The organism is Burkholderia sp. AU30280, assembly GCF_020420125.1.
Taxonomy (GTDB): domain Bacteria; phylum Pseudomonadota; class Gammaproteobacteria; order Burkholderiales; family Burkholderiaceae; genus Burkholderia.
Map to the genome: position 1 here is coordinate 15,041 of NZ_JAIZRY010000013.1, position 25,389 is coordinate 40,429.

24 protein-coding genes are annotated in these 25,389 nt (G+C 66.0%); 14 read left to right on the forward strand and 10 right to left on the reverse strand.

All coding sequences use genetic code 11. The features are described 5' to 3' along the window. The first annotated feature begins 27 nt into the window (after positions 1-27). The 8 genes from preA to LGN17_RS26670 all read left to right on the forward strand — a co-directional run bounded on the left by preA (position 28) and on the right by LGN17_RS26670 (position 10,145). A complete protein-coding gene (preA, locus tag LGN17_RS26635) occupies positions 28-1,341 on the forward strand; it encodes an NAD-dependent dihydropyrimidine dehydrogenase subunit PreA (RefSeq protein ID WP_226199580.1) in 1,314 nt (437 codons plus the stop codon). 101 nt (positions 1,342-1,442) lie between these two features. Beyond that, entirely contained in the window at positions 1,443-2,951 is a 1,509-nt protein-coding gene (locus tag LGN17_RS26640; protein WP_226199583.1) for an NCS1 family nucleobase:cation symporter-1, read from the forward strand. Positions 2,952-3,016: 65 nt separating this feature from the next. Next, the gene (gene hydA, locus LGN17_RS26645; RefSeq protein WP_226199586.1) at positions 3,017-4,474 is read left to right on the forward strand and encodes a dihydropyrimidinase; all 1,458 of its coding nucleotides are present in this window, start codon (positions 3,017-3,019) and stop codon (positions 4,472-4,474) included. Positions 4,475-4,884: 410 nt separating this feature from the next. Beyond that, positions 4,885-5,844 carry a nucleoside-specific channel-forming protein Tsx gene (locus tag LGN17_RS26650; protein ID WP_319000866.1) on the forward strand — a complete coding sequence of 320 codons (960 nt, stop codon included), beginning with the start codon at positions 4,885-4,887 and terminating at the stop codon, positions 5,842-5,844. Positions 5,845-5,889: 45 nt separating this feature from the next. Beyond that, a complete protein-coding gene (locus LGN17_RS26655) occupies positions 5,890-6,936 on the forward strand; it encodes a purine-nucleoside phosphorylase (protein WP_413227054.1) in 1,047 nt (348 codons plus the stop codon). 78 nt (positions 6,937-7,014) lie between these two features. Continuing rightward, positions 7,015-8,289, forward strand: coding sequence for a NupC/NupG family nucleoside CNT transporter (locus LGN17_RS26660; RefSeq protein ID WP_226199588.1), 1,275 nt, complete (start codon positions 7,015-7,017; stop codon positions 8,287-8,289). A 39-nt stretch (positions 8,290-8,328) separates the two neighbouring features. Further along, positions 8,329-9,645: a thymidine phosphorylase gene (deoA, locus tag LGN17_RS26665; protein WP_226199590.1), complete on the forward strand. Its 1,317-nt coding sequence runs from the start codon at positions 8,329-8,331 to the stop codon at positions 9,643-9,645. Between the two features lie 110 nt (positions 9,646-9,755). After that, complete coding sequence (locus tag LGN17_RS26670) at positions 9,756-10,145, forward strand: cytidine deaminase (protein WP_175958346.1); 390 nt, start codon at positions 9,756-9,758, stop codon at positions 10,143-10,145. A gap of 34 nt (positions 10,146-10,179) precedes the next feature. On the opposite strand, the gene LGN17_RS26675 is transcribed toward LGN17_RS26670, so the two are convergent. From LGN17_RS26675 to msrB, 4 genes are all read right to left on the reverse strand, one after another. Continuing rightward, on the reverse strand, positions 10,180-11,295 hold the full coding sequence (locus LGN17_RS26675) for an aromatic ring-hydroxylating oxygenase subunit alpha (protein ID WP_226199592.1): 1,116 nt from the start codon (positions 11,293-11,295) through the stop codon (positions 10,180-10,182). Between the two features lie 237 nt (positions 11,296-11,532). Next, positions 11,533-12,228: a peptide-methionine (S)-S-oxide reductase MsrA gene (gene msrA, locus LGN17_RS26680; RefSeq protein ID WP_226199994.1), complete on the reverse strand. Its 696-nt coding sequence runs from the start codon at positions 12,226-12,228 to the stop codon at positions 11,533-11,535. 133 nt (positions 12,229-12,361) lie between these two features. Further along, a complete protein-coding gene (locus LGN17_RS26685) occupies positions 12,362-14,224 on the reverse strand; it encodes a cytochrome c biogenesis protein DipZ (RefSeq protein ID WP_226199597.1) in 1,863 nt (620 codons plus the stop codon). A 37-nt stretch (positions 14,225-14,261) separates the two neighbouring features. Continuing rightward, a complete protein-coding gene (gene msrB, locus LGN17_RS26690) occupies positions 14,262-14,792 on the reverse strand; it encodes a peptide-methionine (R)-S-oxide reductase MsrB (RefSeq protein ID WP_226199599.1) in 531 nt (176 codons plus the stop codon). 619 nt (positions 14,793-15,411) lie between these two features. Here msrB and LGN17_RS26695 point away from each other — a divergent pair. From LGN17_RS26695 to LGN17_RS26710, 4 genes are all read left to right on the forward strand, one after another. Beyond that, positions 15,412-16,293 (forward strand): NmrA family NAD(P)-binding protein, encoded by an 882-nt coding sequence (locus LGN17_RS26695; protein WP_226199601.1) that lies wholly within the window; start codon positions 15,412-15,414, stop codon positions 16,291-16,293. A gap of 33 nt (positions 16,294-16,326) precedes the next feature. After that, on the forward strand, positions 16,327-16,701 hold the full coding sequence (locus LGN17_RS26700) for a hypothetical protein (protein WP_226199603.1): 375 nt from the start codon (positions 16,327-16,329) through the stop codon (positions 16,699-16,701). Between the two features lie 72 nt (positions 16,702-16,773). After that, positions 16,774-17,487, forward strand: coding sequence for an SDR family oxidoreductase (locus LGN17_RS26705; protein ID WP_226199605.1), 714 nt, complete (start codon positions 16,774-16,776; stop codon positions 17,485-17,487). Positions 17,488-17,647: 160 nt separating this feature from the next. Next, positions 17,648-18,109, forward strand: a complete 462-nt coding sequence (locus LGN17_RS26710; RefSeq protein ID WP_226199607.1) for a MarR family winged helix-turn-helix transcriptional regulator — start codon at positions 17,648-17,650, stop codon at positions 18,107-18,109. A 448-nt stretch (positions 18,110-18,557) separates the two neighbouring features. On the opposite strand, the gene LGN17_RS26715 is transcribed toward LGN17_RS26710, so the two are convergent. Next, positions 18,558-19,190 carry a TetR/AcrR family transcriptional regulator gene (locus LGN17_RS26715; protein WP_226199610.1) on the reverse strand — a complete coding sequence of 211 codons (633 nt, stop codon included), beginning with the start codon at positions 19,188-19,190 and terminating at the stop codon, positions 18,558-18,560. A 127-nt stretch (positions 19,191-19,317) separates the two neighbouring features. Between LGN17_RS26715 and LGN17_RS26720 the strand changes: the two genes are divergently transcribed. Beyond that, positions 19,318-20,292, forward strand: coding sequence for an SDR family NAD(P)-dependent oxidoreductase (locus LGN17_RS26720; protein ID WP_226199613.1), 975 nt, complete (start codon positions 19,318-19,320; stop codon positions 20,290-20,292). A 38-nt stretch (positions 20,293-20,330) separates the two neighbouring features. After that, entirely contained in the window at positions 20,331-20,531 is a 201-nt protein-coding gene (locus LGN17_RS26725) for a hypothetical protein (protein WP_226199616.1), read from the forward strand. Positions 20,532-20,683: 152 nt separating this feature from the next. On the opposite strand, the gene pstS is transcribed toward LGN17_RS26725, so the two are convergent. The 5 genes from pstS to LGN17_RS26750 all read right to left on the reverse strand — a co-directional run bounded on the left by pstS (position 20,684) and on the right by LGN17_RS26750 (position 25,384). Beyond that, complete coding sequence (gene pstS / locus LGN17_RS26730; protein WP_226199618.1) at positions 20,684-21,709, reverse strand: phosphate ABC transporter substrate-binding protein PstS; 1,026 nt, start codon at positions 21,707-21,709, stop codon at positions 20,684-20,686. 57 nt (positions 21,710-21,766) lie between these two features. Further along, positions 21,767-22,063, reverse strand: a complete 297-nt coding sequence (locus LGN17_RS26735; RefSeq protein WP_226199621.1) for a hypothetical protein — start codon at positions 22,061-22,063, stop codon at positions 21,767-21,769. 466 nt (positions 22,064-22,529) lie between these two features. Further along, on the reverse strand, positions 22,530-23,153 hold the full coding sequence (locus LGN17_RS26740; protein WP_226199623.1) for an ABC transporter ATP-binding protein: 624 nt from the start codon (positions 23,151-23,153) through the stop codon (positions 22,530-22,532). Between the two features lie 11 nt (positions 23,154-23,164). Further along, entirely contained in the window at positions 23,165-24,367 is a 1,203-nt protein-coding gene (locus LGN17_RS26745) for a hypothetical protein (protein ID WP_226199627.1), read from the reverse strand. A 147-nt stretch (positions 24,368-24,514) separates the two neighbouring features. Further along, on the reverse strand, positions 24,515-25,384 hold the full coding sequence (locus LGN17_RS26750) for a 4Fe-4S dicluster domain-containing protein (protein ID WP_226199630.1): 870 nt from the start codon (positions 25,382-25,384) through the stop codon (positions 24,515-24,517). Positions 25,385-25,389 lie beyond the last annotated feature (5 nt).

Here is a 25,389-nt window from a genome sequence, read left to right on the forward strand (position 1 = left end):
CACGATCCCACTCTCACGGAGCCGACCATGGCCGACCTTCGCTGCACCATCGCGGGCATCACTTCGCCGAATCCCTTCTGGCTCGCGTCCGCACCGCCGACCGACAAGGCCTACAACGTGAACCGCGCGTTCGAGGCGGGCTGGGGCGGGGTCGTCTGGAAGACGCTCGGGCTCGATCCGCACGTCGTCAACGTCAGTTCGCGCTACGGCGCCGTGCAGTGGAACGGTCAGCGCATGGCGGGGCTGAACAACATCGAGCTGATCACCGACCGCCCGCTCGACGTGAACCTGAGAGAGATCGCGCAGGTGAAGCGCGACTGGCCGGATCGCGCGCTGATCGTGTCGCTGATGGTGCCGTGCAACGAGCGCGACTGGAAATGGATCCTGCCGCTCGTCGAGGATACGGGCGCCGACGCGGTCGAGCTGAACTTCGGCTGTCCGCACGGGATGAGCGAGCGCGGGATGGGCGCGGCGGTCGGACAGGTACCCGAATATGTGGAGATGGTCACGCGCTGGGTGAAGGAAGGCACGAAGCTGCCGTGCCTCGTGAAGCTCACGCCGAACATCAGCGACATCCGGATGGGGTCGCGCGCCGCATACAAGGGCGGCGCGGACGGCGTGTCGCTGATCAACACGATCAACTCGATCGTCGCGGTCGACCTCGATCACATGGCGCCGATGCCGATGGTTGACGGCAAGGGCACGCACGGCGGCTATTGCGGCCCGGCGGTCAAGCCGATCGCGTTGAACATGGTCGCGGAGATCGCGCGCGATCCGGAAACGCCGAACCTGCCGATCTCGGGCATTGGCGGCATCTCGACCTGGCGCGACGCGGCCGAGTTCATGGTGCTCGGCGCCGGTAGCGTGCAGGTATGCACCGCCGCGATGCACTACGGCTTCCGGATCGTGTCGGACCTGGCCGACGGGCTGTCGAACTGGATGGACGAGAAGGGCTACGCGACGCTCGACGACATCCGCGGCCGCGCGGTGCCGAACGTGACCGACTGGAAATACCTGAACCTGAAGTACGACATCAAGGCGCGCATCGACCAGGATCGCTGCATCCAGTGCGGGCTGTGCCATATTGCGTGCGAGGACACGTCGCACCAGGCGATCACGGCGACGAAGGATGGCGTGCGGCACTTCGAAGTGGTCGATTCGGAATGCGTCGGGTGCAATCTTTGCATGCATGTGTGTCCGGTCGAGCAGTGCATCACGATGGAGCGTGTCGATTCGGGCGACTACGCGAACTGGACCACGCATCCGAACAATCCGGCGAGCGCGGACGCGGGTGCAGGCGCGGCGGCGGCGCCCGAGAAGCACGCGAAGCAGGCTGCCTGACCGGCGTCCGGCGGCGCGGGCATCCCGCACCGCCGCTTTGGGTTCCACCCGGGCCGGCATCGCACGATGCCGGCGCCGACGTTTTTCGTGGAGTGCGTTCGATGAATCACGCAGCGAATCCCGCCGATCCCGACAGCGCCGCGGCGCAGGGCGGCAGCCTGTACAACGACGACCTCGCGCCGACGACGCCGGCGCAGCGCACGTGGAAGTGGTATCACTTTGCCGCGCTATGGGTCGGGATGGTGATGAACATCGCGTCGTACATGCTCGCGGCCGGGCTGATCCAGGAAGGCATGTCGCCGTGGCAGGCGGTGATGACCGTGTTGCTCGGCAACCTGATCGTGCTCGTGCCGATGCTGCTGATCGGCCATGCGGGCGCGAAGCACGGGATTCCGTACGCGGTGCTCGTGCGCGCATCATTCGGCACGCAGGGCGCGAAGCTGCCGGCGCTGCTGCGCGCGATCGTCGCGTGCGGCTGGTACGGGATCCAGACCTGGCTCGGCGGCAGCGCGATTTACACGCTGCTGAACATCCTGACCGGCAACGCGCTGCACGGCGCGGCGCTGCCGGTCGTCGGCATCGGGGTCGGGCAGCTCGCGTGCTTCCTCGTGTTCTGGGCGCTGCAGATCTATTTCATCTGGCACGGCACCGATTCGATCCGCTGGCTCGAGAGCTGGTCCGCGCCGATCAAGGTCGTGATGTGCGTGGCGCTCGTATGGTGGGCGACGTCGAAGGCGGGCGGCTTCGGCACGATGCTGTCGGCGCCGTCGCAGTTCGCGGCGGGCGGCAAGAAGGCCGGGCTGTTCTGGGCGACCTTCTGGCCGGGCCTGACCGCGATGGTCGGCTTCTGGGCGACGCTCGCGCTGAACATTCCCGACTTCACGCGTTTCGCGCATTCGCAGCGCGACCAGATGATCGGACAGTCGATCGGGCTGCCGCTGCCGATGGCGTTGCTGTCGGTGGTATCGGTCGTCGTGACGTCGGCGACCGTCGTGATCTACGGCAACGCGATCTGGGATCCGATCGACCTGACGAGCCGGATGACGGGCATCGGCGTGGGCATCGCGCTCGTGATCCTCACGCTCGACACGATGTGCTGCAACCTCGCCGCGAATCTCGTCGGCCCGGCCTACGACTTCTCGAGCCTGTGGCCGAAGGCGATCTCGTACCGCACCGGCGGGATGATCACCGCGACGATCGCGATCGTGATGATGCCGTGGAAGATCCTCGCAACGACGGACGGCTATATCTTCACCTGGCTCGTCGGCTATTCGGCGCTGCTCGGGCCCGTGGCGGGGATCCTGATGGTCGACTACTTCCTGATTCGCGGCACGCGGCTCGACACGCGCGCGCTGTTCGACGAGCGCGGCGGCTTCAGCTACGCGCGCGGCTGGAATCCGGCCGCGCTGGCCGCGCTCGCGATCGGCGTGCTGCCGAACCTGCCCGGCTTCCTGCACACGGCTTTTCCGGCATCGTTCCCGAACGTGCCGGCATTCTTCAACACGCTTTACACGTACGCGTGGTTCGTCGGCCTCGTGCTGGCGTCGTGCGTGTACGGCACCTGGATGAAGTGGCGCGCCGGCGCGCGCGCGCAGATCGCGAGCGCATGACGCGCACGGCGCTTGTGATCCGAGCGCGGCATGCGGCACCCGACAGTCAACGAGGAGGCAACCCAATGGCAATCCTGATTCGCGGCGGCACCGTGGTCGATGCGGACCGCTCCTATCGCGCGGACGTGCTCTGCGCAGCCCCGGAGGACGGCGGCACGATCCTGCAGATCGCCGAGCAGATCGACGCGCCCGCCGGTGCGACCGTCGTCGATGCGCACGACCAGTACGTGATGCCGGGCGGCATCGACCCGCATACGCACATGGAACTGCCGTTCATGGGCACGACCGCGAGCGACGATTTCTACTCGGGTACGGCCGCCGGGCTCGCGGGCGGTACGACGAGCATCATCGACTTCGTGATCCCGAGCCCGAAGCAGCCGCTGATGGACGCGTTCCATGCATGGCGCGGCTGGGCCGAGAAGGCGGCGGCCGATTACGGTTTCCACGTGGCCGTGACATGGTGGGACGAGAGCGTGCACCGCGACATGGGCACGCTCGTGCGCGAACACGGCGTGTCGAGTTTCAAGCACTTCATGGCGTACAAGAACGCGATCATGGCCGACGACGAGGTGCTCGTGAACAGCTTCGCACGCTCGCTCGAACTCGGTGCGCTGCCGACCGTGCATGCGGAGAACGGCGAGCTCGTGTTCCAGCTGCAGAAGGCGCTGCTCGCGCGCGGGATGACGGGGCCGGAGGCGCATCCGCTGTCGCGGCCGCCGGAGGTCGAGGGCGAGGCCGCGAACCGCGCGATCCGCATCGCGCAGGTGCTCGGCGTGCCCGTGTATATCGTGCATGTGTCCGCGAAGGATGCGGTCGATGCGATCGCGCGTGCGCGCAGCGAAGGGCTGCGCGTGTTCGGCGAGGTGCTTCCGGGCCATCTGGTGATCGACGAGGCCGTCTATCGCGATCCGGACTGGACGCGCGCGGCCGCGCACGTGATGAGCCCGCCGTTCCGCTCGGCCGAGCATCGCGAGGCACTGTGGCGTGGGCTGCAGGCGGGGCAACTGCATACGACGGCGACCGATCACTGCGTGTTCTGCGCATCGCAGAAGGCGATGGGCCGGGACGATTTCACGAAGATCCCGAACGGCTGCGGCGGCGTCGAGGATCGCATGTCGGTGTTGTGGCATCACGGCGTGAACCACGGCCGCATCACGCCGAACGAGTTCGTGCGGATCACGTCGACGAACGCCGCGCAGATCTTCAACCTGTATCCGCGCAAGGGCGCCGTGCAGGTGAGCGCCGATGCCGACCTCGTCGTCTGGGACCCGGCCGCGACGAAGACGATCTCGGTGAAGACCCATCATCAGCAAGTCGACTTCAACGTGTTCGAAGGAATGACGGTGCAGGGTGTCGCGACGCACACGCTCACGCGCGGCGCGCTCGCGTGGGCCGACGGCGAGCTGCGCGCCGTGCGCGGCGCGGGCCGCTACCTGAAGCGCCCGCCGGCGGCCAGTTACTACGAGGCCGCACGCATTGCGAACCGGCTGCGCGAGCCGCATCCGGTCGAACGCGGCGGCTGAGCGGAACGTGTCGCGGGGCGTGTTCGTTCGCGCGCCGCGCCCCGCGCGCGTCTGGACGTCCCGTTGCGCTCACGCCGACGGCCGGCCGGCGCGGGACGGCTTGTCACGCAGGTGGCGGCCGTTCCCCGCTTCCGCATCTTTCTCGCATCCTGTCCGTCCGGTCAATTTATGGCACGGCTTGTGCTTTATCCCCTCGGGTTTATCCGCGAAACGGTCCGAATGCTGACTGAACGGTCAAGTTCGGAGCGCACGCGCACTTGAAGCAGGCGGCGCGCCCGAATCTGGGGCAGCGGCCAACCGCGGAGATCCGGGCCCGACGCACGGCATCGGGATATCGACAAGAGCAACGATCGGAAGGCGGGGTCAAGAGCATGCATATAGAAGAACTGAGAAAATTGTCAAGGAGTGCGATGAAAGAGATGAATGCGGCGGTGCGCACGGGCGCGATGCTGCTTGCGCTGTCGGTGGGCATGCCGGCGGCCGCAATCGCGCAGGAGGCGGGCACCGTCGCGCAGGCGGGTGCGACGCAGCTTGCCGAGAGCGGCACGGTCACGCCGAACGCGCCGCCGGCACCTGCGCCGTCGCCGTACCTGTCGAGCTGGTTTCACCAGAGCCTCGGCGTGATCGGGTCGAAGGACATCCGCTTCGGGCCGCACACGACCAACGACGTGTACCTCGAATACGAATACTTCGGCCGCAAGGGGCCGTTCGATCTGTACGGCTATGTCGACCTGCCGCGCGCGATCGGTGTCGGCAACGGCTACGACTCGGGCTATACGAACAAGGGCTCGCCGCTGTTCAGCGAGCAGGAGCCGCGCGTGTCGATCGACGATCTCGTCGGCCGGCATCTCGGATTCGGGCCGTTCAAGGAATGGTATGTCGCGTTCGACTGGATCTACGACCAGGGGCACAACACGGCCGGGCGGCAGAACACGCTGTATGCGGGCCTCGGCACCGACATCGATACGCATACGAAGCTGATGCTGTCCGCGAACCTGTACCTGCGCCGGCAATGGGAGAACTACGGCGCGGCCAACCAGAACACGTGGGACGGCTATCGCGCGCAGATGAAATACATCTACCCGATCGGCACGTTTCACGGCGGCAACCTGACCTACGTCGGGTTCTTCAACTACGACTTCGGTTCGAAACTGCGCGAGGAGACGGGCGGCAATGCGCGCACCGACACCGCGTTCGTGTCGACCAACGTGCTGATCTATTCGTTCAAGCACTGGCGTTTCTGGACCGCGGCCCGCTATTTCCACAACGGCGGCCAGTGGGGTGGCACCGAGCTGAACTTCGGCGACGGGCCGTTCCAGAACCGGTCGACCGGCTGGGGCTATTACGCGAGCGTCGGCTATCAGTTCTGACGGGCTCGCGACACGATCATGAATCTCACACGAACGAGGCAAGCAATGTGGAAGGGGAAAGTAGCAAAGTGGGCGGCCGTCGTCGCGCTGGCCGCGACGATGACGGGCGGCGCGCACGCGGCCGGCGAACGCGCGCATCGGCCGCGCGCGATCAAGGTGCTGATCGTCACGATGTTCGGGCCGGAAGGCAAGGCATGGCTCGACCGGATCGGCCCGGTGCGGAAGATCGCGGTGCCGGGCCTGTCGCCCGACTACCCGGCCGTCAGTTGCACGCGCAACGACGTTTGCGTGCTGACGACCGGCATGGGCCACGCGAACGCGGCCGCATCGATGGCGGCGCTGGTCTATTCGCGCCGGTTCGACCTGCGCAAGACCTACTTCGTCGTGACCGGCATCGCCGGCATCGACCCGGCGCAGGGCACGCTCGGCTCGGCCGCGTGGGCGCGCTACCTGGTCGACTTCGGAATCCAGTGGGAGCTGGATGCGCGCGAGATTCCGGCCGGCTGGAAGTCGGGCTATCTCGGCATCAACACGAAGAGCGGGGACGAGAAGCCGCCGCTCGATTACCGCACCGAGGTGTTCCGGTTGAACGAGGCACTCCTCGACAAGGCCGTCGCGCTGTCGCGCGACGTGACGTTGCACGACAGCAAGGAGGCGGCCGCGTATCGCGCGAAGTACCCGGATGCGCCCGCGAACCGGCCGCCGACCGTGATCCAGTGCGATACGCTCGCGGGCGACACGTGGTTCTCGGGCACGAAGCTCGGCGAGCGCGCCAGGGAATGGACGCGCCTGCTGACCGACGGCAAGGGGGTGTACTGCACGACGCAGCAGGAAGACAATGCGACGTTCGAAGTGATCAAGCGGGCGGCCGCGGCAGGGCTGGCCGATACGCAGCGCGTGGCCGTGCTGCGCTCGGGCTCGGACTTCGACCGGCCGCCGCCGGGCGGCTCGGACGTCGACAACCTGCTCGATTACCAGAGCCAGGGCGGGTTCGTACCGGCGCTCGACAATCTGTACCTCGCCGGTTCGCCGCTCGTGAACGCGATCGTGAAGGACTGGGCGCACTGGAAGGACGGCGTACCGGCCGAGTGACGGCCGTCGTCGGCAGGACACGGGCGCGCATCGGGCGCGCTCCGGCATTTCAATAACATCGAGAGAAAGGAGCACAAGGTGGAAATTCTGCGCAGTCTCCTGGGTATGCTGTTCCTGCTGCTGGTGGCCTATCTGCTGTCGAACAACCGGCGCGCGGTGAGCGGCCGGACCATGATCGCCGCGCTGTGCACGCAGTTGGCGATCGGCGCGCTGGTGCTGTTCGTGCCGTCGGGCCGCACGGCGCTGGCGGCGGCCGCGAACGGCGTCAATCGCGTGCTCGACATGGGCAATCACGGCATCGCGTTCGTGTTTGGCGGGCTGGTCGACAGCCGGATGTTCCAGTTGTTCGGCGACGGCGGGTTCGTGTTCGGCCTGCGGGTACTGCCGATGATCATCTTCGTGACCGCGCTGATCGCGGTGCTGTACTACATCGGCGTGATGAAGTGGATCGTCGCGATCCTCGGCGCGGCGCTGGCGAAAGTGCTCGGCGTGAGCCGCATCGAGGCGTGCTCGGCGGTGGCGACGATTTTTCTCGGGCAGAGCGAAATGCCCGCGCTCGTGAAGCCGTTCGTGCGGAACATGACGAGCGCCGAGATCTTCGCGGTGATGGCGAGCGGCATGGCGTCGGTCGCGGGTTCGGTGCTGGTCGGCTACGCCGGCCTTGGCGTGAGGATGGAATACCTGCTCGCCGCGTCGTTCATGGCGGTACCGGGCGGACTGCTGTTCGGCAAGCTGCTGTACCCGACGGTCGAGCCGAGCCGCGTCGTGGTCGACGGGCTCGATTTCGACGACAAGCGGGCCGCCAACGTGATCGAGGCGGCGGCGTCCGGCGCGTCGGTCGGGCTGCGAATCGCGATCAACGTCGGCGCGATGCTGATCGCGTTCGTGGGTCTCATCGCATTGATGAACCTCATCGTCGGCGGCGTGGCCGCGTTCGCGGGCTTTCCGCAGATCACGCTGGTGGGTATCATCGGCCACCTGTTCGCGCCGCTCGCGTGGATGATCGGCGTGCCGTGGCACGACGCGGCGCTGGCCGGCAACTTCATCGGCGAGAAACTGATCTTCAACGAGTTCGTCGCGTATGGCGACCTGTCGCCGTACCTGAAGGGCGGCGCGCACGTCGCGGCGGCCGGCCTGCAGGTGCTCGACCCGAAGACGCTTGCGATCGTGTCGTTCGCGCTGTGCGGTTTCGCGAATTTCTCGTCGATTGCGATTCTCGCGGGCGGCTTCAGCGCGGTCGCGCCCGAGCGCCGCTCGGAAGTCGCGCGGCACGGCCTGCGCGCATTGACGGCCGCGACGCTGTCGAACCTGATGAGCGCGGCGATTGCCGGCCTGTTCTTCTCGCTGCATTGAACCGGGCAGCGCGCGCCTAACGATCGAGGAGAAGCAACGATGTTCTTACCGCAGGAATTCATTCGCCGCAAGCGCGACCGGCAGCCGCTCGATCGCGACGAGATTGCCGCGTTCGTGCGCGGCGTGACCGACGGCAGCGTGACCGAGGGCCAGGTGGCCGCGTTCGCGATGGCCGTGTTCTTCAACGACCTGAGCACCGACGAGCGCGTCGCGCTGACGCTCGCGCAGCGCGACTCGGGCGACGTGCTCGACTGGCGCGCGCTCGATCTCGGCGGCCCCGTGATCGACAAGCATTCGACCGGCGGCGTCGGCGATGTCGTGTCGCTGATGCTCGGGCCGATGGTGGCCGCGTGCGGCGGCTACGTGCCGATGATCTCGGGTCGCGGGCTCGGCCATACCGGCGGCACGCTCGACAAGCTGAGCGCGATTCCCGGCTACGACGTGACGCCCGATACGGACGCGTTTCGCCGCACGGTGCGCGACGTCGGCGTCGCGATCATCGGGCAGACCGCGCGGCTGGCGCCGGCGGACATGCGCATCTATGCGATTCGCGACGTGACGGCGACCGTCGAGTCGGTCGCGATGATCACCGCGTCGATCCTGTCGAAGAAGCTCGCGGCCGGACTCGACGGGCTCGTGATGGACGTCAAGGTCGGCTCGGGCGCATTCATGCCGACCGCCGAGCAGTCGGCGGAACTGGCCCGCAGCATCGTCGACGTCGGCAACGGCGCCGGCATGAAGACGACGGCGATCCTCACCGACATGAACCAGTCGCTCGCGCCGTGCGCGGGCAATGCAATCGAGGTGGCGTGCGCGATCGACTACCTGACGGGCAAGTCGCGTCCGGTGCGCCTGCATGACGTCACGATGGCGCTTTCGGCAGAGCTGCTGGTCACCGGTGGGCTGGCACGCGACGTCGCGGACGCGCGCGCGAAGTTGCAGCACGCGCTCGATACGGGTGCGGCGGCGGAACGCTTCGCGAGGATGGTCACGGCGCTCGGCGGTCCTGCGGACCTGCTCGATGCGCCCGCACGTCATCTCGCGCGGGCGGAGGTGATCGTGCCGGTGCCGTCGCGCACGAGCGGCGTGGTGCAGCGGGTCGATTGCCGCGCGCTCGGGCTGGCGGTTGTCGCGCTAGGCGGCGGCCGCACGCGCGCGGCGGATGCGATCGACTACAGTGTCGGCCTGACGGCGCTCGCGGAAATCGGGCAGCGTGTCGAAGCCGGCCAGCCGCTCGGTTACGTGCATGCCCGCGACGCTGCCGCCGCGGCGCACGCGGTGGACACGATCCAGCGCAGCTACGTGCTGGGAGAGACGGGCGACGCGCCGCCGACCATTTATCAGCGGATCGACTGACCGATCTCACGGTGCGGACAACAGCGGCCCGCTTCGCGTCACGCGAGTATCGCGATGGCTGGATACGGCCGCGCTCATACATCCCGGCACACAATCGGAGGCACGACGAGATGGAACGACACGAACTGATCGAAGCGGCGAAGGCGGCGCGCGAACGCGCGTATGCGCCGTATTCGCGCTTCAAGGTCGGCGCGGCGCTACAGGCGCGCGACGGGACGGTTTTTCACGGCTGCAATGTCGAGAACGCATCCTACGGGCTCTGCAATTGCGCGGAACGCACGGCGATGTTTTCTGCCATCGCCGCCGGTTATCGTCCGGGGGATTTTGCGCGGCTCGCGGTCGTCGGCGACACGGATGGCCCGATCGCGCCGTGCGGCGCGTGCCGCCAGGTGATCATCGAGATCGGCACGCCCGACATCGAAGTGATCCTGGCCAACCTGAAAGGGGCCGTCGAGGTTACGACGGCCCACGCATTGCTGCCGGGCGCATTCAGGTTGTAACGGCGCGCGCGATTCACGTCACGCGCCACTCGCGTCACGCGCCGTCGCGTGCGTCGCGGATCGGGATCACCGTGCGTGCGCCGCACTGGCGCAGCAGGTCGCGCAACTCGTTGATGACCGGAAACACCTCGTGGTTCCAGTCGGCGCCCTGGCGGTCGTGCGCTTCCTGCTCGCGCTCGACGATCCAGCGATCCTCGCGGAAGATCCGCTCGGTGAACCAGACGAGCAGCGGCCACGCGAGATCGAGCGCGAACGGGATGCCGGGCTTGTGGATCGACAGCACTCCGAACGTGCGGTTGGTGCGCTGTTCGGCGTCGAGCGGCACATAGACGATCCACAGATCCATCACGAGCGTGCCTTCGCTCGAGCGGATCTGCAGCGTCTGGTACGGATAGCCGGTGCGCACCGTCATCACGCTCTTGTCGGACTGGTCGGCCGGCTTCTTGCTGGCGCCGAACACGAGCGCCTCGCCGACCGGCTGCTTGCCTTCCATCCGCGCGAACGTGTAATCGACCTCGACCCAGTCGTCGCCGCGCCGCCGGCCCACCGAACGCGCGCGCATCTGCCCCATCTGCTTGCGGTGCAGGAACTGATGGTTCATGTCCATCAGGTTCTCGTGCATGAACGAGTAGTGGCACTTGACCTCGCGGCCGAAACGGCGCGTCTTGTATGCGCGGTCGTCCGCCGATTCGAGCGCGGGGAACGGCCGCGTGTCGGCGAGCGTCGCATCGCCCGGGAACACGAAGATCAGCCCGTGCGCTTCGCGGCACGGATACGCGCGCACGCCGTTGGGCAGGCGCTCGCGGCCGAGATACGGCACGTCGACGCAGCGGCCGCTGTCGCACGCGTAGGTCCAGCCGTGATAGCAGCAGCGCAGCGTCTCGCCGCTCACGACGCCCGCGTGCAGCGGCACCTGGCGGTGCGCGCAACGATCCTCGAGCGCGTACACGGCGCCGGATTCGGTGCGCACGAGCACGATCGGTTCGCCGGCGAAGCGCACGCCGAGCGTCTTGCCGCGTTTCAGCTCGCGCGACCACGCGAGCGGGTACCAGTGATCGGGATGAATCGGCACGCGGCGCAGGTCGCGCACGGCCGCGCCGGAAGAGGGTTCTCCAAGGGTGCCGCTGTCAGGGAAGGGCACTGCGCGCATGCGTGACGTCTCCAGGCTGGACTGGGATTCCGGGCGCCGCACGACGCGGCGGGGATCTGGAGAAGTCTACGCGAAGTTGCCTGTCTCGGCGGACGCGATGCGGGTTTGCCCCGTCACGGCGGCCGCGGTTTCGTTGATGCAGCGCAAACCGGCTCGAAGGCGGCTGCGCCGGCCGTGCGTGGCCGCACGTGCCCCGGCCGCGCGGCGGGTATCGTCCGTCACGCGGCCGCTCGCGGGTCACGAGCCCGTATCGCGCCACAGTACCGGGTCGGTGCGGTACAGCACCGGGAAGTGCTGCTTCAGCCCGGTGATCTTCGGCATGTCGTTGTACGCGATGTACGGCGCGTCGGGGTGCAGTTCAAGGTAGTTCTGGTGATAGGCCTCGGCCGGGTAGAACCCCTTGTAGTCCTCGACGCGCGTGACGACGGGCGCCGGAAACACGTGCGCGGTGCCGAGCTGCGCGATGTACGCGGTCGCGACCGCGCGTTGCTGCGCGGTGGTCGGGAAGATCGCCGACCGGTATTGCGGCCCTTCGTCGGGGCCCTGCCGGTTGAGCTCGGTCGGATCGTGCGCGACCGAGAAGAACACCTGCAGCAGCCGGCCGTACGTGATCCGGGTCGGGTCGTAGACGATGCGAACCGATTCCGCGTGCCCGGTCAGCCCCGAGCCGACGAGCGCGTAGTGCGCGGTTTCGGACGCGCCGCCCGCATAGCCGGCCGTGACCTGCTTCACGCCCTTCACGTGCTCGAACACGCCCTGCACGCCCCAGAAGCAGCCGCCGGCGAACACGGCCGTCTCGTCGTGCGATGCACCGGGCGTTTCGTCGAGCGCCGGAGCGGGCACGGTGCGCATCGGCTCGGCGGAATGGACGATGCGCTGGTAGCCGAACACGGCGGCGGCCGCGACGGCGATGGCGCCGATGCGGCGCAGCATCGCCGTGCGCCGTTGCGGCGCGGGACCGCGGGGGGAGATGGTGTTCACGGTGTGCTCCTTCGGAAGACGGTATGGAAAACGGGTGGCCCGGAGGCGGCGCCGGTGCGCCGCGTCCAGCCGGGATCAGCCTGGATCAGCCGAACGTGAACGCGTACGCATTCACGCCGGGATCGAGAAACTCGACCGCGAATGTGCGGTCGGCGATCGCGCCGGGCTGCCGGACCAGCTGGTACAGGCGCTGGCCGGTCACGGTGCCGTAGCCTTGCGCATCGACGTCGGTGCCATGTGCGGCACCGGGCGCCGTGCCGTCGATCGTCACGCGAAAGCGCACGGGCTGGCCGTTCGCGCCCGGGCCGAGCACGAGGTGCAGGTCGCGGGCGTGGAAGCGGTAGACGATCCGTCCCGACGGCGCGTCGAGCGACGCGCGTTCGGCGCCGACCCGCCACGTGCCGGCGAGACCCCAGTCGTTGAGATCGGGGTGCGCGGGCGCGTCGTAGCGGTGCGCCGCATCGCGCACGACGCCGCCCGGCGACGTGAAGCTCTCCGCACGTGCATAGCCAACATAGGTTTCGGGCGAACGGACGTCCGCGGCGTCGGCTGCCGCGAGCACACCCGTCGTGGGTGCGGCGGCGAGCCCGAGCGGCACGTTCAGCGCTTCCGGATGGCCGGCCTCGGCGAGCAGCGACTGGATCGCGCGTTCCGATTGCGCGTATTCGCCTTCGCCGAAGTGGTGATGGCGGATCCGGCCTTGCGCATCGATGAAATAGTGCGCGGGCCAGTATTCGTTGCCGAACGCGCGCCAGATCGAATAGCCGTTGTCGATCGCGACCGGGTAGTCGATACCGAGGTCATGCACGGCCTTCTTCACGTTGCCGATGTCGCGCTCGAACGCGAACTCCGGCGCGTGCACGCCGATCACGACGAGCCCGTACGGCGCGTACTTGCGTGCCCATGCGTTCGTGTACGGCAACGTGCGCAGGCAGTTGATGCACGAGTAGGTCCAGAAATCGACCAGCACGACCTTGCCGCGCAGGCCGGCCGCCGTCAGCGGCGGCGAGTTGAGCCACTGCACCGCGCCGTCGAGCGAGGGCAGCGTGCCTTCGACGGGCAGCGCGGCAGGTGTCGCGGCGGCCGTGCGCATCATCGCGCCGCCGGCCATTGCGCCGCCGCCGGCTTGCGCGCCATCGGCAGCCGCGGCCATCATCGCGCCGCCGCTTGCGTGGCCGGCGGCATCGCCCGTCGCGGGCATCGCCGAGGGTGCGCCGTTCGAACGCCCGCCGAGCCGGTCGACGAGCTTCGTCTCGAGCCCGCCCGTGGTCACGGTCGATAACTGGGCGAGCGCGCCCGTATCGAGGCCGAGCGCGATCGCGCCGACGCCGGCCAGCAGCGCCACGCCGATCCCGCGCTTGATCCATTCGCCGGCGCCGAGCGAGCGCTTCATCGCGGCGAACACCTTGCCGCCGATCACGAGCGCGACGCCGAGCGACGTCGCCGCGCCGGCCGCGTACGCGACCAGCAGCAGCGTCGTGCCGACACTCGCGCCTCGCAGCGCGGCGCCGGTCAGCACGAGCCCGAGGATCGGGCCTGCGCACGGCGCCCACAGCAGGCCGGTCGCGACGCCGAGCAGCAGCGACGACGCGGGGCCGGCCGGGCGGCCATCGCGTTGCGCGAAGCCGGTGAGACGGTTGCCGGCGGCGACGAGCGGGCGGGTCAGGTGCTCCGCGAGGCGCGGCATCAGCAGGGTCAGGCCGAATATCGCGAGCAGCACGATGGCGACCCAGCGTCCGGCCTGGTTCGCCTGCGCGACCCAGCCGCCGCCGACGGCGGCGAGCGTCGCGACGACGGCGAACGTGAGCGCCATACCGGCGAGCAGTGGCAGGCCGGTGCGTACGAACGGCTGGTCGGCGCGCGCGAACACGAACGGCAGCACGGGCAGGATGCACGGGCTCAGGATCGTGAGCACGCCGCCGAGGTAGGCAAGGACGATGAGCAGCATGGTGCGTTCTCCAGTCGGTCGGGAGTTCGGGGCCGGATCAGGCGGCGGCAGGGTGGAAGGTGAGCGCGAGACCGTTCATGCAGTAGCGCAGGCCGGTCGGTTGCGGACCGTCGTCGAACACGTGACCGAGATGGCCGCCGCAGCGGCGGCAGTGCACTTCGGTGCGGATCATCCCGAAAGTCGTGTCGGTATGGGTGGCGACCGCGTGGTCGAGCGGCTTCCAGAAGCTCGGCCAGCCCGTATGGCTGTCGAACTTGGTGGCCGACGAGAACAGCGCGAGGTTGCAGCCGGCGCACGCGAACGTGCCTTGCCGGTGCTCGTCGTTCAGCGGGCTGGTGTACGGCCGCTCGGTGCCGGCTTCGCGCAGGATCGTGTACTGGGCGGGCGTGAGCCGGCGATGCCATTCGGCGTCGCTGAGGGTGACTTCAAAAGGGGCGGCCGTCTGCGGGGTGACCGGCGGCGCGGCGAACGCGCAGCCGACCAGCGCGCGGCGGCCGGCGGACGACAGGGTCGCGAGCACGGCGAGGCCGGTAGCGCCGGCGAACAGCAGATGTCTGCGGGTGGGCATGATGGGCTCCTGGCAGCAGGTCCTGAAAACATGCGCCTATCGTAGTCAGCGGCCGGTGTCGAAGTCCTCACGGAAAGTTAAATGAATTGTGAAGGTTGGGGTGTGCTGTCGAGGTGCGTCGGAATCCGTCGAAGCGCCGACCGGCAAGGGGCTTCAGACGGGTGAGCCGCGGATTTCTACCGAGTACCTGTTCGCACCGCGATTTGTGGTGTTCGTCGAGTGGCGTGGCGAATCCGGATTTTGGCTTGCCGATCAAACGTGGTGACGTGGGACAGGACAGCCGGGGGCGACTTCAGCCGACGGCTCCCGGCCATTTCAGCCGTTCGCTCCCGCCCCCGTATGGACACTCAAATGTCCTCGCCAGGCATGGCTATGGCCCCTCATACATCTGGCTGATCAGCCGCAAGTAAGCCGGCACGATATCGACGCCCGCAGGCGCTTCGCATTGCCGGGCACCTGCGCAGCCGCCCGGCGATGCGCGGCTCGCAATGCCGCCGCCGGCTGCGGCGTGACTTTCCTCGAGGTACCGGCGAACCAGAAAAACTTGACAATGAGAGCATATGCTCCTAACCTTCGTGTCAAGGGAGCATATGCTCTCATTTTCGAAAGGAGCGAAGCGATGAACGAGCCTGAAATTCTTGTGAGCGGTGCAACCGGACGCACCGGAGGTATTGCCATTGACGAACTGCTCAAGATGCACAAGCGCGTGCGAGCCTATGTGCGCACGGATGATGATCGGGCGGCAGCGCTGAGGCGGCGCGGTGTCGATGTCGCGGTCGGGGACTTCACCGACATCGACGCCATTCGGGCAGCGATGGAAGGCATCCGATCGGCGTATTTCCTTCATCCGATCGCGCCGGGGATCATCGGGGCCGCGGCCTATTTCGCGCAGGCAGCAAAGGAAGCGGGTGTCACGGCGATCGTCAACATGTCGCAGATTTCCGCGCGCCGGGCGTCGCTGAGCCACGCGGCACAGGATCACTGGGTCTCCGAGCAGGTGTTCGATTGGTCGGGTGTCGCGACGACGCATTTGCGTCCGACCTTCTTTGCCGATTGGCTCGTCTATCCGCATTTTGCGCGGGAGATATGGGCCACGAAGAAGATCGAATTTCCGTTTGGCGACGGCCGTCACGCGCCCATCGCCAGCGACGATCAGGGGCGCGTGATCGCCCGCATCCTCGCCAACCCCGAAGGCCACGAGGGCAAGACCTACACGCTCCACGGCCCCGTCGAGATGAACCACGTCGAGATCGCAGCCGCGATGAGCGAGGTGCTCGGCGCCCGGATCGAATATGCGCCGACTTCCATCGAGGAATTCCGAATCAAGATGGAAACCCTTTACAAGTTTCCGCCGTTCCTCACGCAGCATCTGGTCGAAGTTGCGCAGAACTACCGCGACGGCATCTTCTCGGGCACCAACGATGCCGTCGAGAAGATCACCGGAACGCCGGCGCTGTCGGTCCAGCAGTTCGTCGAGAAATATCGGGCCGCGTTCGTGTGAACACGTCGTTGAAACGAACCGGGAGGTTTGAAAATGTCACCCATCCAATCCGATCGTCATCCGTTTCTCGACGATCTGACGGCCGACGCCGAGCTGGTCAGCTCGGTGTTGCGCGCGCCCGTCATCGGGCGCGATGAAATCCGGCTCGCCGTCGACGCCGTCGGGACTTTTTATGTCTCGCAGACGCCTACGTTTGTTCAAGCCGTCGGCACACGGCTTTTTCTCGAATACGAGGCCGTTCTGACGAGCGGCGAAACGTTGAGCGCGGTCGTGGTCGTCGATCGCAATGCCGACGGCTCGGTGCCGCGCGTCAGCGTGCGGATGAGCCCGCTTGGCGCCGTACTGACTCTCGCGACCCATCTGCGGGAGTCGCTTTCGAAGCAGTTGCCGGAACACGTCTTTCTTTGAGCCTGGCACCCGCGCGCCCGTGGATGGAGTCGACACTCCCCCGGCGCGCGGCTTTTGAAAAAGGAGCTTGTCATGGATATCAAGAACGCCACCGTCTTCATCACCGGTGCCAATCGCGGCCTGGGACTCACTTTTGCACGCGAGGCGCTTCGGCGCGGGGCGGCGAAAGTGTACGGGGGTATGCGCAACACGAGCGGTTTCGACGAGCCGGGCATCGTGCCGGTCAGGATCGATGTCACGGATCCGGCGTCGATCGCCGAGGCCGCGAAACGGGCGGCCGACACGACGCTGCTGATCAACAACGCGGGCATTGCCGCTCTGATCGACGGGCCCCTCGCGGCCGACGTCGAAGCGCAATCCACCCGCATGTTCGATACCAACTACTACGGCGTGGTGCGCGTCACACAGGCCTTCGAGCAGATATTGGCGGCCCAGCCGCACGCCGCCATCATCAACGTGCTTTCCGACATCGTGTGGCTTCCGAGGCCCAATCTGACGCCCTATGCCGCGTCGAAAGCCGCCGCCTGGAGCTACACGAACCAGCTTCGCTTTCACCTGCGCGAGCGGGGCATCCAGGTTCTCGGCCTGCACGTCGGGTTCGTGGATACCGATCTGACCAACGGCATCGACGTGCCTAAAGCCAGTCCCGCGGACGTCGTGCGACAGACCTACGACGCGCTCGCCGCCGGCAAGAGCGAGGTCATGGCCGACGAGGGGACAGCGGTGCTGAAGCGCACGCTCGCGGCCGAGATACCCGGCTACATCACGCCGCCGGCAGGGCTTTGAACACCGCAGTCGACACGGGCCGGATTCGGCGGCGCGCCACGCGGTGCGCAGATCGTACGCCGGCCCTGTCGCTCCCGGCTATCATTCATGGCTACCACCGAACCGCCACGCGACACGCGCGTAGCGTTCGCGCAATGAACCGAAATCAGGAGTGCAACCGATGTTGCCCGTTAACCAGCCGCTCGGAATCGATCAATGCAACTGCTTCACCGTCAGGAAGGCGAGCAGGCAGATCACCCGACTCTACGATAGCCATCTCGAGCCCTCGGGGCTGCGCATCACGCAATTCCTTACCCTGGCCGCCCTGCGCGAAGTGGGAAGTACCCCGGTCAATGCCCTTGCCGAACGGCTCGATATCGAACGAACGGCGATGGGGAAGATGGTGGGCTTCCTGGAGCGCGACGGCTTCGTCACGATCAAGCCGTCGCCCACCGACGGCCGAAGCCGCCTTGTCGAACTCACCGAGGAGGGGCGGCGCCTGCACGAACGGGCGGCCGCTCTCTGGGAGGAAGCGCAACGGGCGTTCGAGCAACTGAACGGTGTAGACAACGTGACGGCGTTGCGGAAGGGGTTGAAAGGCGTGGTCGTCGGCGACGTGCCGATGGGTTCGTCGGTCGACTAAGCCATCGGATGCATGGCGACAACAACATGATGCGTGACACCGGTCATCCTTCGAGGAAGAGCTACGCTTCACGACCTGGCGTTCTCCTCGGCTGTCCGAGTGGTAGCGATGCAGGACCGTAGTGCGGTGCGACGCGGGAGTCGTTCTGCAGTCCGACCCGCAACAACTTGAGGTCGGATTCGGGGGGCTCACAGACAAGCCGCCCGATGCCGCGGGGTTTCCGGTTGCCGAGAATGCGCGAGACGATTTCGGGAGCCTGGTCCACTCATGCTGGCGCGAATCGCCACCCGAGAGGGAGCGCGCTCGAGGTTGACTGGCTCTCGGGCTTCGACTTCGAAATCAAGGTGATCCCTCCCGTCCCGAACGGGAAACGATTGATCGGGTTTGACGGCGCACTGATCGGCAACGATCAAAACCTACTGCCACACAGCGCCACTCAACGTCGGCATCAACTTTCCGGCCCCGCGTTTCCACGCCGCGGCAGGAGCACCAGGTCGGCTGCTTCCTCGGCATCCCTGAAGAGCGTCTTGCGCGGCGTGCCTAACTGCGCACGCATGGTCAGCCCACGCGCCAAATCCGTGACTTGGGTGGCGCGCGCGGCTACGGGAAAGTCGGAGGGTATTTCTCCCGCGCTGATCGCGTCCCGGAAACGACTTTCCACCAGCGCGGTGCCACCGGCGGCCGCGTTTTGCAGGAACTGCCGGACCTCGGGGTCGTCCACAAGCGGAGCGACGCACACCAGGAGGCAGCCCCGGGCGGCCCCTTTCTCGGTCGCGCTTTCGACGGCGTACCTCAGAAAGCCCGTGATCGAGTCGCGCAGACTCGGTGGCGAGAGGAGTGCCTTCGCGGCCGATGCGCCTTTCCGTTCTGCGTACCCCCTGAGGACGCGCAGGAATATCGCCCGCTTGTCCCCAAAGACGGCATACAGGCTCGGCCGGCCCACACCCATGCCGGCGACGAGATCATCAATCGTCACCCCGTCATAGCCTTTCGACCAGAACACCTGAGTTGCCTTTTCCAGCGCCCCCGTTTCGTCGAAGCTGCGCGGTCGCCCCCTCGGTCTACTCGCATTTTGAATCATTTGGTTCAAAATTCCTTGACGATCTGCATTGCTCAAATATATAACCAAATAGTTCTAAATTAGCAAGTCGTCCGTGGCCTTGCGGGGCCTCACGACTCGACCTTCGCCCTTCACCACGGAGACACCCATGGAACATTCGATCGCGCTCGTCACCGGCGCCACCTCCGGGCTTGGCCGTGCGGCTGCCCGCCTGCTCGCCAGAGAGGGCTGGCACGAGATCATCGTCACCGGGCGCAGCCTGGTTCGAGCCCAGGAAGCGGCCGCTCAGCTCGCGGCGGAAACCGGAAGACAGGTCTTCACGCCGCTGGAACTGGAGTTGGACACGCCATCCAGCGTTCAGTCAGCGCTCGCCGAACTCGTCAAGCGAGGTCGGCCGATCGATTTCCTGCTGCTGAATGCCGGAATGGTCCCAGGCAAGCAGCGCGTGATCACCGCAGCGGGCATCGAGGCTTCTCAGGCCCCGTTGATCGGCCATCATCAACTGACTGTCGGGTTGCTCCGCGCCAACCTGTTGAGCCCCGATTCGCGGATTGTCATCGCTGGCGCGGAACCTGCCCGAGGGGGCGTACCGCTGTTCCGCTACACCGACGTGGACGCACTCGCTGCCCAATATCACCAGGGCGACCTGACCGCTGCCATGGAAGCCCTGCTGCGCAACGGGCCGAACGTGAAGTACGTGCCGAACAATGCGTATGCGGACGCGAAGCTCATGATCGCCTGGTGGACCGCGGCGCTGGCTCGCCGGCTGCCTTCGGGCATGGCCGTGTACGCGGTCTCGCCCGGTGCGGCGACCGACACCAAGGTGGTGCGAAACGCTGGCCCTGCGTTGAAGTATCTGTTCATCCCGATCACGAACCTCATTCCCGGCATGAATCAGACGCCGGAGACCGCGGCCCGTCGGTACCTCCAGGCGTCCGAGTTCGGAACCGACGTCTCGGGGCAATTCTTTGCCTCGGCCAAAGGGAAGTTCACCGGCCCCATTGAGGCGCAGCGCCACCCGCACCTCCACGATGGCGCCAATCAAGAAGCCGCGTGGCAGGCCGTCGTCAACGTCTCCGGCGTCAATTGGTCATACGCGGAATCCTTGAGCGCGGCGTCCTGAATCAGAAGCGCGACCCGAATCTCTCTAGGAGAAACCATATGAACCGGTACCAGGATAAAAAGGGGGTGATGATCGGCGGCACGAGCGGCATGGGGCTCGCGACGGCGAAGATGCTCCTCGACGGAGGCGCGCGCGTTCTGGTGACTGGCCGCTCGCAGGCCGGCCTCTTCCTCGCGTTCGATGCGACCTTCACGAACGGCGCCGAACTGCCGGTCGACGGAGGGTGGTCGCAGCTTTGAACGCGGTACAGACCGCACGCATCGCCAGACGCGAGCTTCGCGATGAATAGGCTGGCGACCGTCCGCTTCCGGGCGCTCGGTGCGGCCAGGCCGATGGCGGCTTCGCGGCGCCCAGGGACGTATGCGGTCGATATCGCGTCTACCCAGCGCGCTCAGTCCGCCAGCGCTTTACCGGTGACGTCCTTGATTTTCGCCTTCCATTGCTTGCGAATTTCGGACACGACCGGATCGGGAAGCGAGATGTAGTCGAGATCCGTGGCAGCCTGGTTGCCATTGCGGAATGCCCAGTCGAAGAACTTCAGCGTTTCCTTGCCTTGTTCCGGTTTGTCCTGCTTCGCGTACAGCAGCACGAACGTCGCGCCGACGATCGGCCACGCGTCCTTGCCCGGCTCGTTGGTCAGGATCTGGTAGAACGACTTCGACCAGTTCGCGCCGGCAGCAGCGGCCTTGAATGTTTCCGTCTTCGGCTCGACCACGGTGCCCGTCGAGTTCTTCAGGGCCGTGTAGACCATGCCGTTCTTCTTCGCGTACGCCCACTCGACGTAGCCGATCGCGCCCGGCAGGCGCTGCACGAAAGCCGCGACACCGTCGTTGCCCTTGCCGCCCGTGCCCGTCGGCCAGTTGACCGTCGTGCCTTCGCCGACCTTCGACTTCCATTCGCCGTTGACCTTCGACAGGTAGTTCGTCCAGATGAAGCTCGTGCCCGAGCCGTCAGCACGGCGAACCACGGCGATGTCCGCATCCGGCAGCTTGACCTTCGGGTTCAGCGCGGCGATCGCCGGGTCGTTCCACTTCTTGATCTTGCCGAGGTAGATGTCGCCGAGCACCGGGCCCGACAGCGTCAGTTCGCCTGACTTTACACCGGGCACGTTGACGACCGGCACCACGCCGCCCACGACCGTCGGGAACTGGAACAGGCCGTCCTTGGCGAGCTCGTCATCCTTCAGCGGCGCGTCCGAACCGGCAAAATCGACCGTCTTCGCGTTGATCTGCTTCAGGCCACCGGACGAACCGATGCCTTGATAGTTGACCTTGCCGCCGCCCGACTTCTTGTACGCGTCTGCCCATTTCGCGTAAATCGGGGCGGCAAAAGTGCTGCCTGCGCCGGTGATATCGGCAGCGTGAGCGGAGATGTCAACGAGGGCCAGGGCGCAGGGAACCAGGATCCGGATGTTCATGTAACGCCTCCTGTCTACTTCTACAGTCGGTATGCCGGCCCACCCGCGGGTGCTGATCTAGAAGTCTGATGTGTCGTGCAGGATGTGCCGGCCGTCGTTCGGCAATGTATGTCGATTGACCGCAACCGCGATCTTCTCGCGATTGCTTTCAAATGCGGTGAGCAACTGTTCGGGTGTCGCCGTGTTTGCGCCGAGCGTTTCCCGAATGACGTGCAACGTACCCCAGCCGGTGCCATAGGCAGAGAACGACAGGCTCGGATCATCGCAAACGACCGGGGAGGTCGGACAAGTGGCGGAGTCCGTCATGGCGCGGGGCGAATGGTCTCGCATCGATGGCTGATAGGAGTATTGCATCTGGATATGAAAACTCAAGGAGCGTGCAACTGCCGGAAATGCCGGGTTCAGTTACCGTCACTTGCCACTCTGGAGGCCAACGTTTGGTCGCCATATCGCGTTGGGCCGTGTCTTCAGCGGAATGGCCAGCGCGAAATGGTGGATGCGGCTGTCAGCCATCTTCACGATCAAAACGAAGCCTTCGCGATGTCAGGCGTGGTTGATCGCGCGGGACATTCGCAGGACGCCTGTCTGGCCAACGTTGCCAGGCGGGCGGCGGGTGCGGCCTGGAATCGGTCGTTGCGGTAGAGGGCGCCTGAACGGTTGTTGAGGGTCGGCTGCAGCCGACCGCGTCGGGCGGCAACCGGCCACAATCCGTCATCGGCGGGTTGCTTCTCATTGCCCGCGTGCCCACGAGCAAATGGAAAATAGCGACATTGAAGCCATCAGATATCGGGATGACTAACTGAATAGCTGAACCAGCGCGCTATCCAACCGTGCGAAGATCGGCAAAATTGATTGTTCTTGCACCGCAGCCTTCTGTAAGCCATCGATCATGACTCGAGAAGAACACAACGCGATCTTTTGCCAGCGTTCGGAAGAGGTCCATGAGGACGCCGCGCGCGGCGTCGTCGAGCCCGTTGCCAGGCTCGTCCGCAATGACGACCGAGGCGTCCCCGAGTGTGACGGCGCTCAAGAAAATCTTCTTGCGAGTGCCGAGCGACATCTGCTCAAAGCGCTTATCCAGGTGCGGCGCCAACCCGAAACGATGAGCCAGATCGAGCGTGCGACGATCGACGACCGTTTTTTTAGTCGAGGCGACGAGTTCGAGGAACTCACGTCCAGTCTGGAACGGATACGCGATGCAGTCGTCGGGCACATAAGCGAGTGACGACTTTGCCTTGAGCGGTGCTTCACGAAGCGAATGACCATTGATCCAGACATCGCCTTCATCGGCATCGATGGTCCCGGCGAGGATGCCAAGCAAGGTCGACTTGCCGCTGCCGTTCTCGTCACAAAGCGCCACGCACCCCGCCCCGAAGCTGTGACGCAGCCCGTGGAATATGACGCGCTCGCCATAGCGTTTGTGGAGGTTGTCGATTCGAAGCATCGTGAAATCCGTCAGACGAAGATTTGCCACGCGGCGGCGATCCAGATCACGGCGAGTATTGCGCCGAGCAACACGGATTCTCCCGGCGCACAGCGTTGTGGCAAACGCAGCAGCGCAAGCAGTGGCGCCCCGGCCAAGACGATGGCTGCCGCGACGTGGGCCGCCAGGACGCCGTGCACGACCAGAAACAGTGGCGCGGCAGCCGCGAATGGCAGTGCCAGCGTGGCGACGGTCAGTACATCCGCACGAACCTGCACGATCGAGGCAAGCGGGAGTGAGCGCACAAAATGGGCCGCGCGAACATGACTCGCGCGCAAATCGCGATAGGTCGTCGCCGCGATCAACGCGATCACAGCCTGCGCGATCAGCGTCAATGGCACGACGCGTGCGTCGAAACCCCAAAGGTCAGCCACGTAACAAGTGGCAGCGGCGACCGCGCCCATGACGACGCAGCGGCTGACGGTTCCTGCGAGGTGAAACCCTACGATACCGAGCTGAAGTTTGACCAACGCCGGAAGCCGGCGTGATGCATTGACGGAAATGTGATCGGTGAATCGACGCCACGATGTACCGAACTGCCCCGCACGCGCAGAGGATGCCGCGGGCGCATGGATCAACGCGAACGCAGCAACGATCGACGCCGCCGCCAGCAGCGTCGTCTGCAGCGCGTGACCTGTCTGCAGCGCGCCGATCAGCATGAAATTGGCCACCACCAACGGCACTCCGTTACTGATATTGCGCGACAACGCGACCAATTGCCATCCAAGCGTAATCATCGTCAAATCGATCACGTACAGATAGTTCGAGGCCTTGTGCGGCAAGTAAGCGAACGCGATCGCGGCGGCAACGACGGGCAGCAGTAGCGGCGTACTCGCGATCAGCACGATGGTTGCATCGAGGGCGCGGTGACGTCGATTGGAAACAGGCAACGACTTGACGAAGACGGCGAAGGGGCCGCCGCTGATGGCCGTACGTTGAATCAGCACCCAGAGCATGCCGATGGCTTCGAGCATGTGCATCCAGACGAACCGCCATTCGAAGCCATGCTCCGGAGCCAAAGGTGCGAGGACGGGCGCGCCCAAGAGGCGGGACTGTGCGAACAAGGGCATTGCGGGTACCAACAGCAGGACAGCAAGTAATAGAGCCTGCCAGTGCTTGTGCAGCGTCCGGGCCGTCGCCAGCACGTACCAACGCAATCGCCACGACAGCATCATTTTTTAATCCCTGTAACGCACACCACGCGCCCCTCATGATCGAAGCGATATCCTGCCATGGCGGCCGATAGGGTACAACTCGCCTGCCTGTTCAAGGCTGAGCCACGGAGACGGATTCGAATACCGCCGTGTTCAGCCCTCGTCGGCTTACGCGCACTCGATCGCTGCGGCGCTCGTCGACCGGCTGAGCCGGATCTCGCCCAGGTAGGCGCTGTCGCCCAATTCGCATGCTCGCGAAGCATTGCCGAGGGCATGCCGGATTTGCACCCTGTAGGAGCCGCTGCCCTTGGCCAGGCCGTCGAACCGGAAATCGCCGAAGCCGTCGGAGACGGTTTCGGCTATCAACTGATTACCGGCGTACAACGCGACGGCCGCATCCGCGACACACTCGACCACGTCTGCGGCCTGGACACTGACACTTCCGCCGACGAAGCACGTTTCCCAGCGCTCAAGGCCGCTGTACCACACGCGGGGCTTCGTGCCCAGGTTGGGGCGCAATACCTTGAGCCCCTCGCGTCGGGCCTTCTCGGCCATCGCCGTGTCATCGAGCTTGACCGTCTCGAAGACATCGGTGGGGCACGACTGCTGGCAGCGCGGACGGGGCCAACCCTGATCGAGCAAATGGGCATCGAAGATCCAGATCTGGGGCAGTTGCAGTTCTGCGTTCCACACGATCGCCTTGTAAGGGCAGGCCTTGACGATGTCCTTTCGGCCGCGCGCCTTGTCCGGATCGATGATGACGACGCCGTCGGCACGCTTGCGAATGGCGTCGCCGCCGACCCGCATGCACGGCGCGTCGTCACAGTGGTTGCACATGACCGGCAAATACGTGGTCTCGATCATATGCGCGGCACCGTGTACGCGACGCAGGATGCGGATGGGGCTCTCGGCGTCGGCCGAGGCGGGCGCGGCGTAACCGGGGAAGTCGTTGCCGACGTGCTCGTCCCGCGCGGCGATCACGCAGTTCTGGCAGTTCTCGCAACGTCCGACCTTGATAATCAGGTTCCACTTGCTCATTGGAA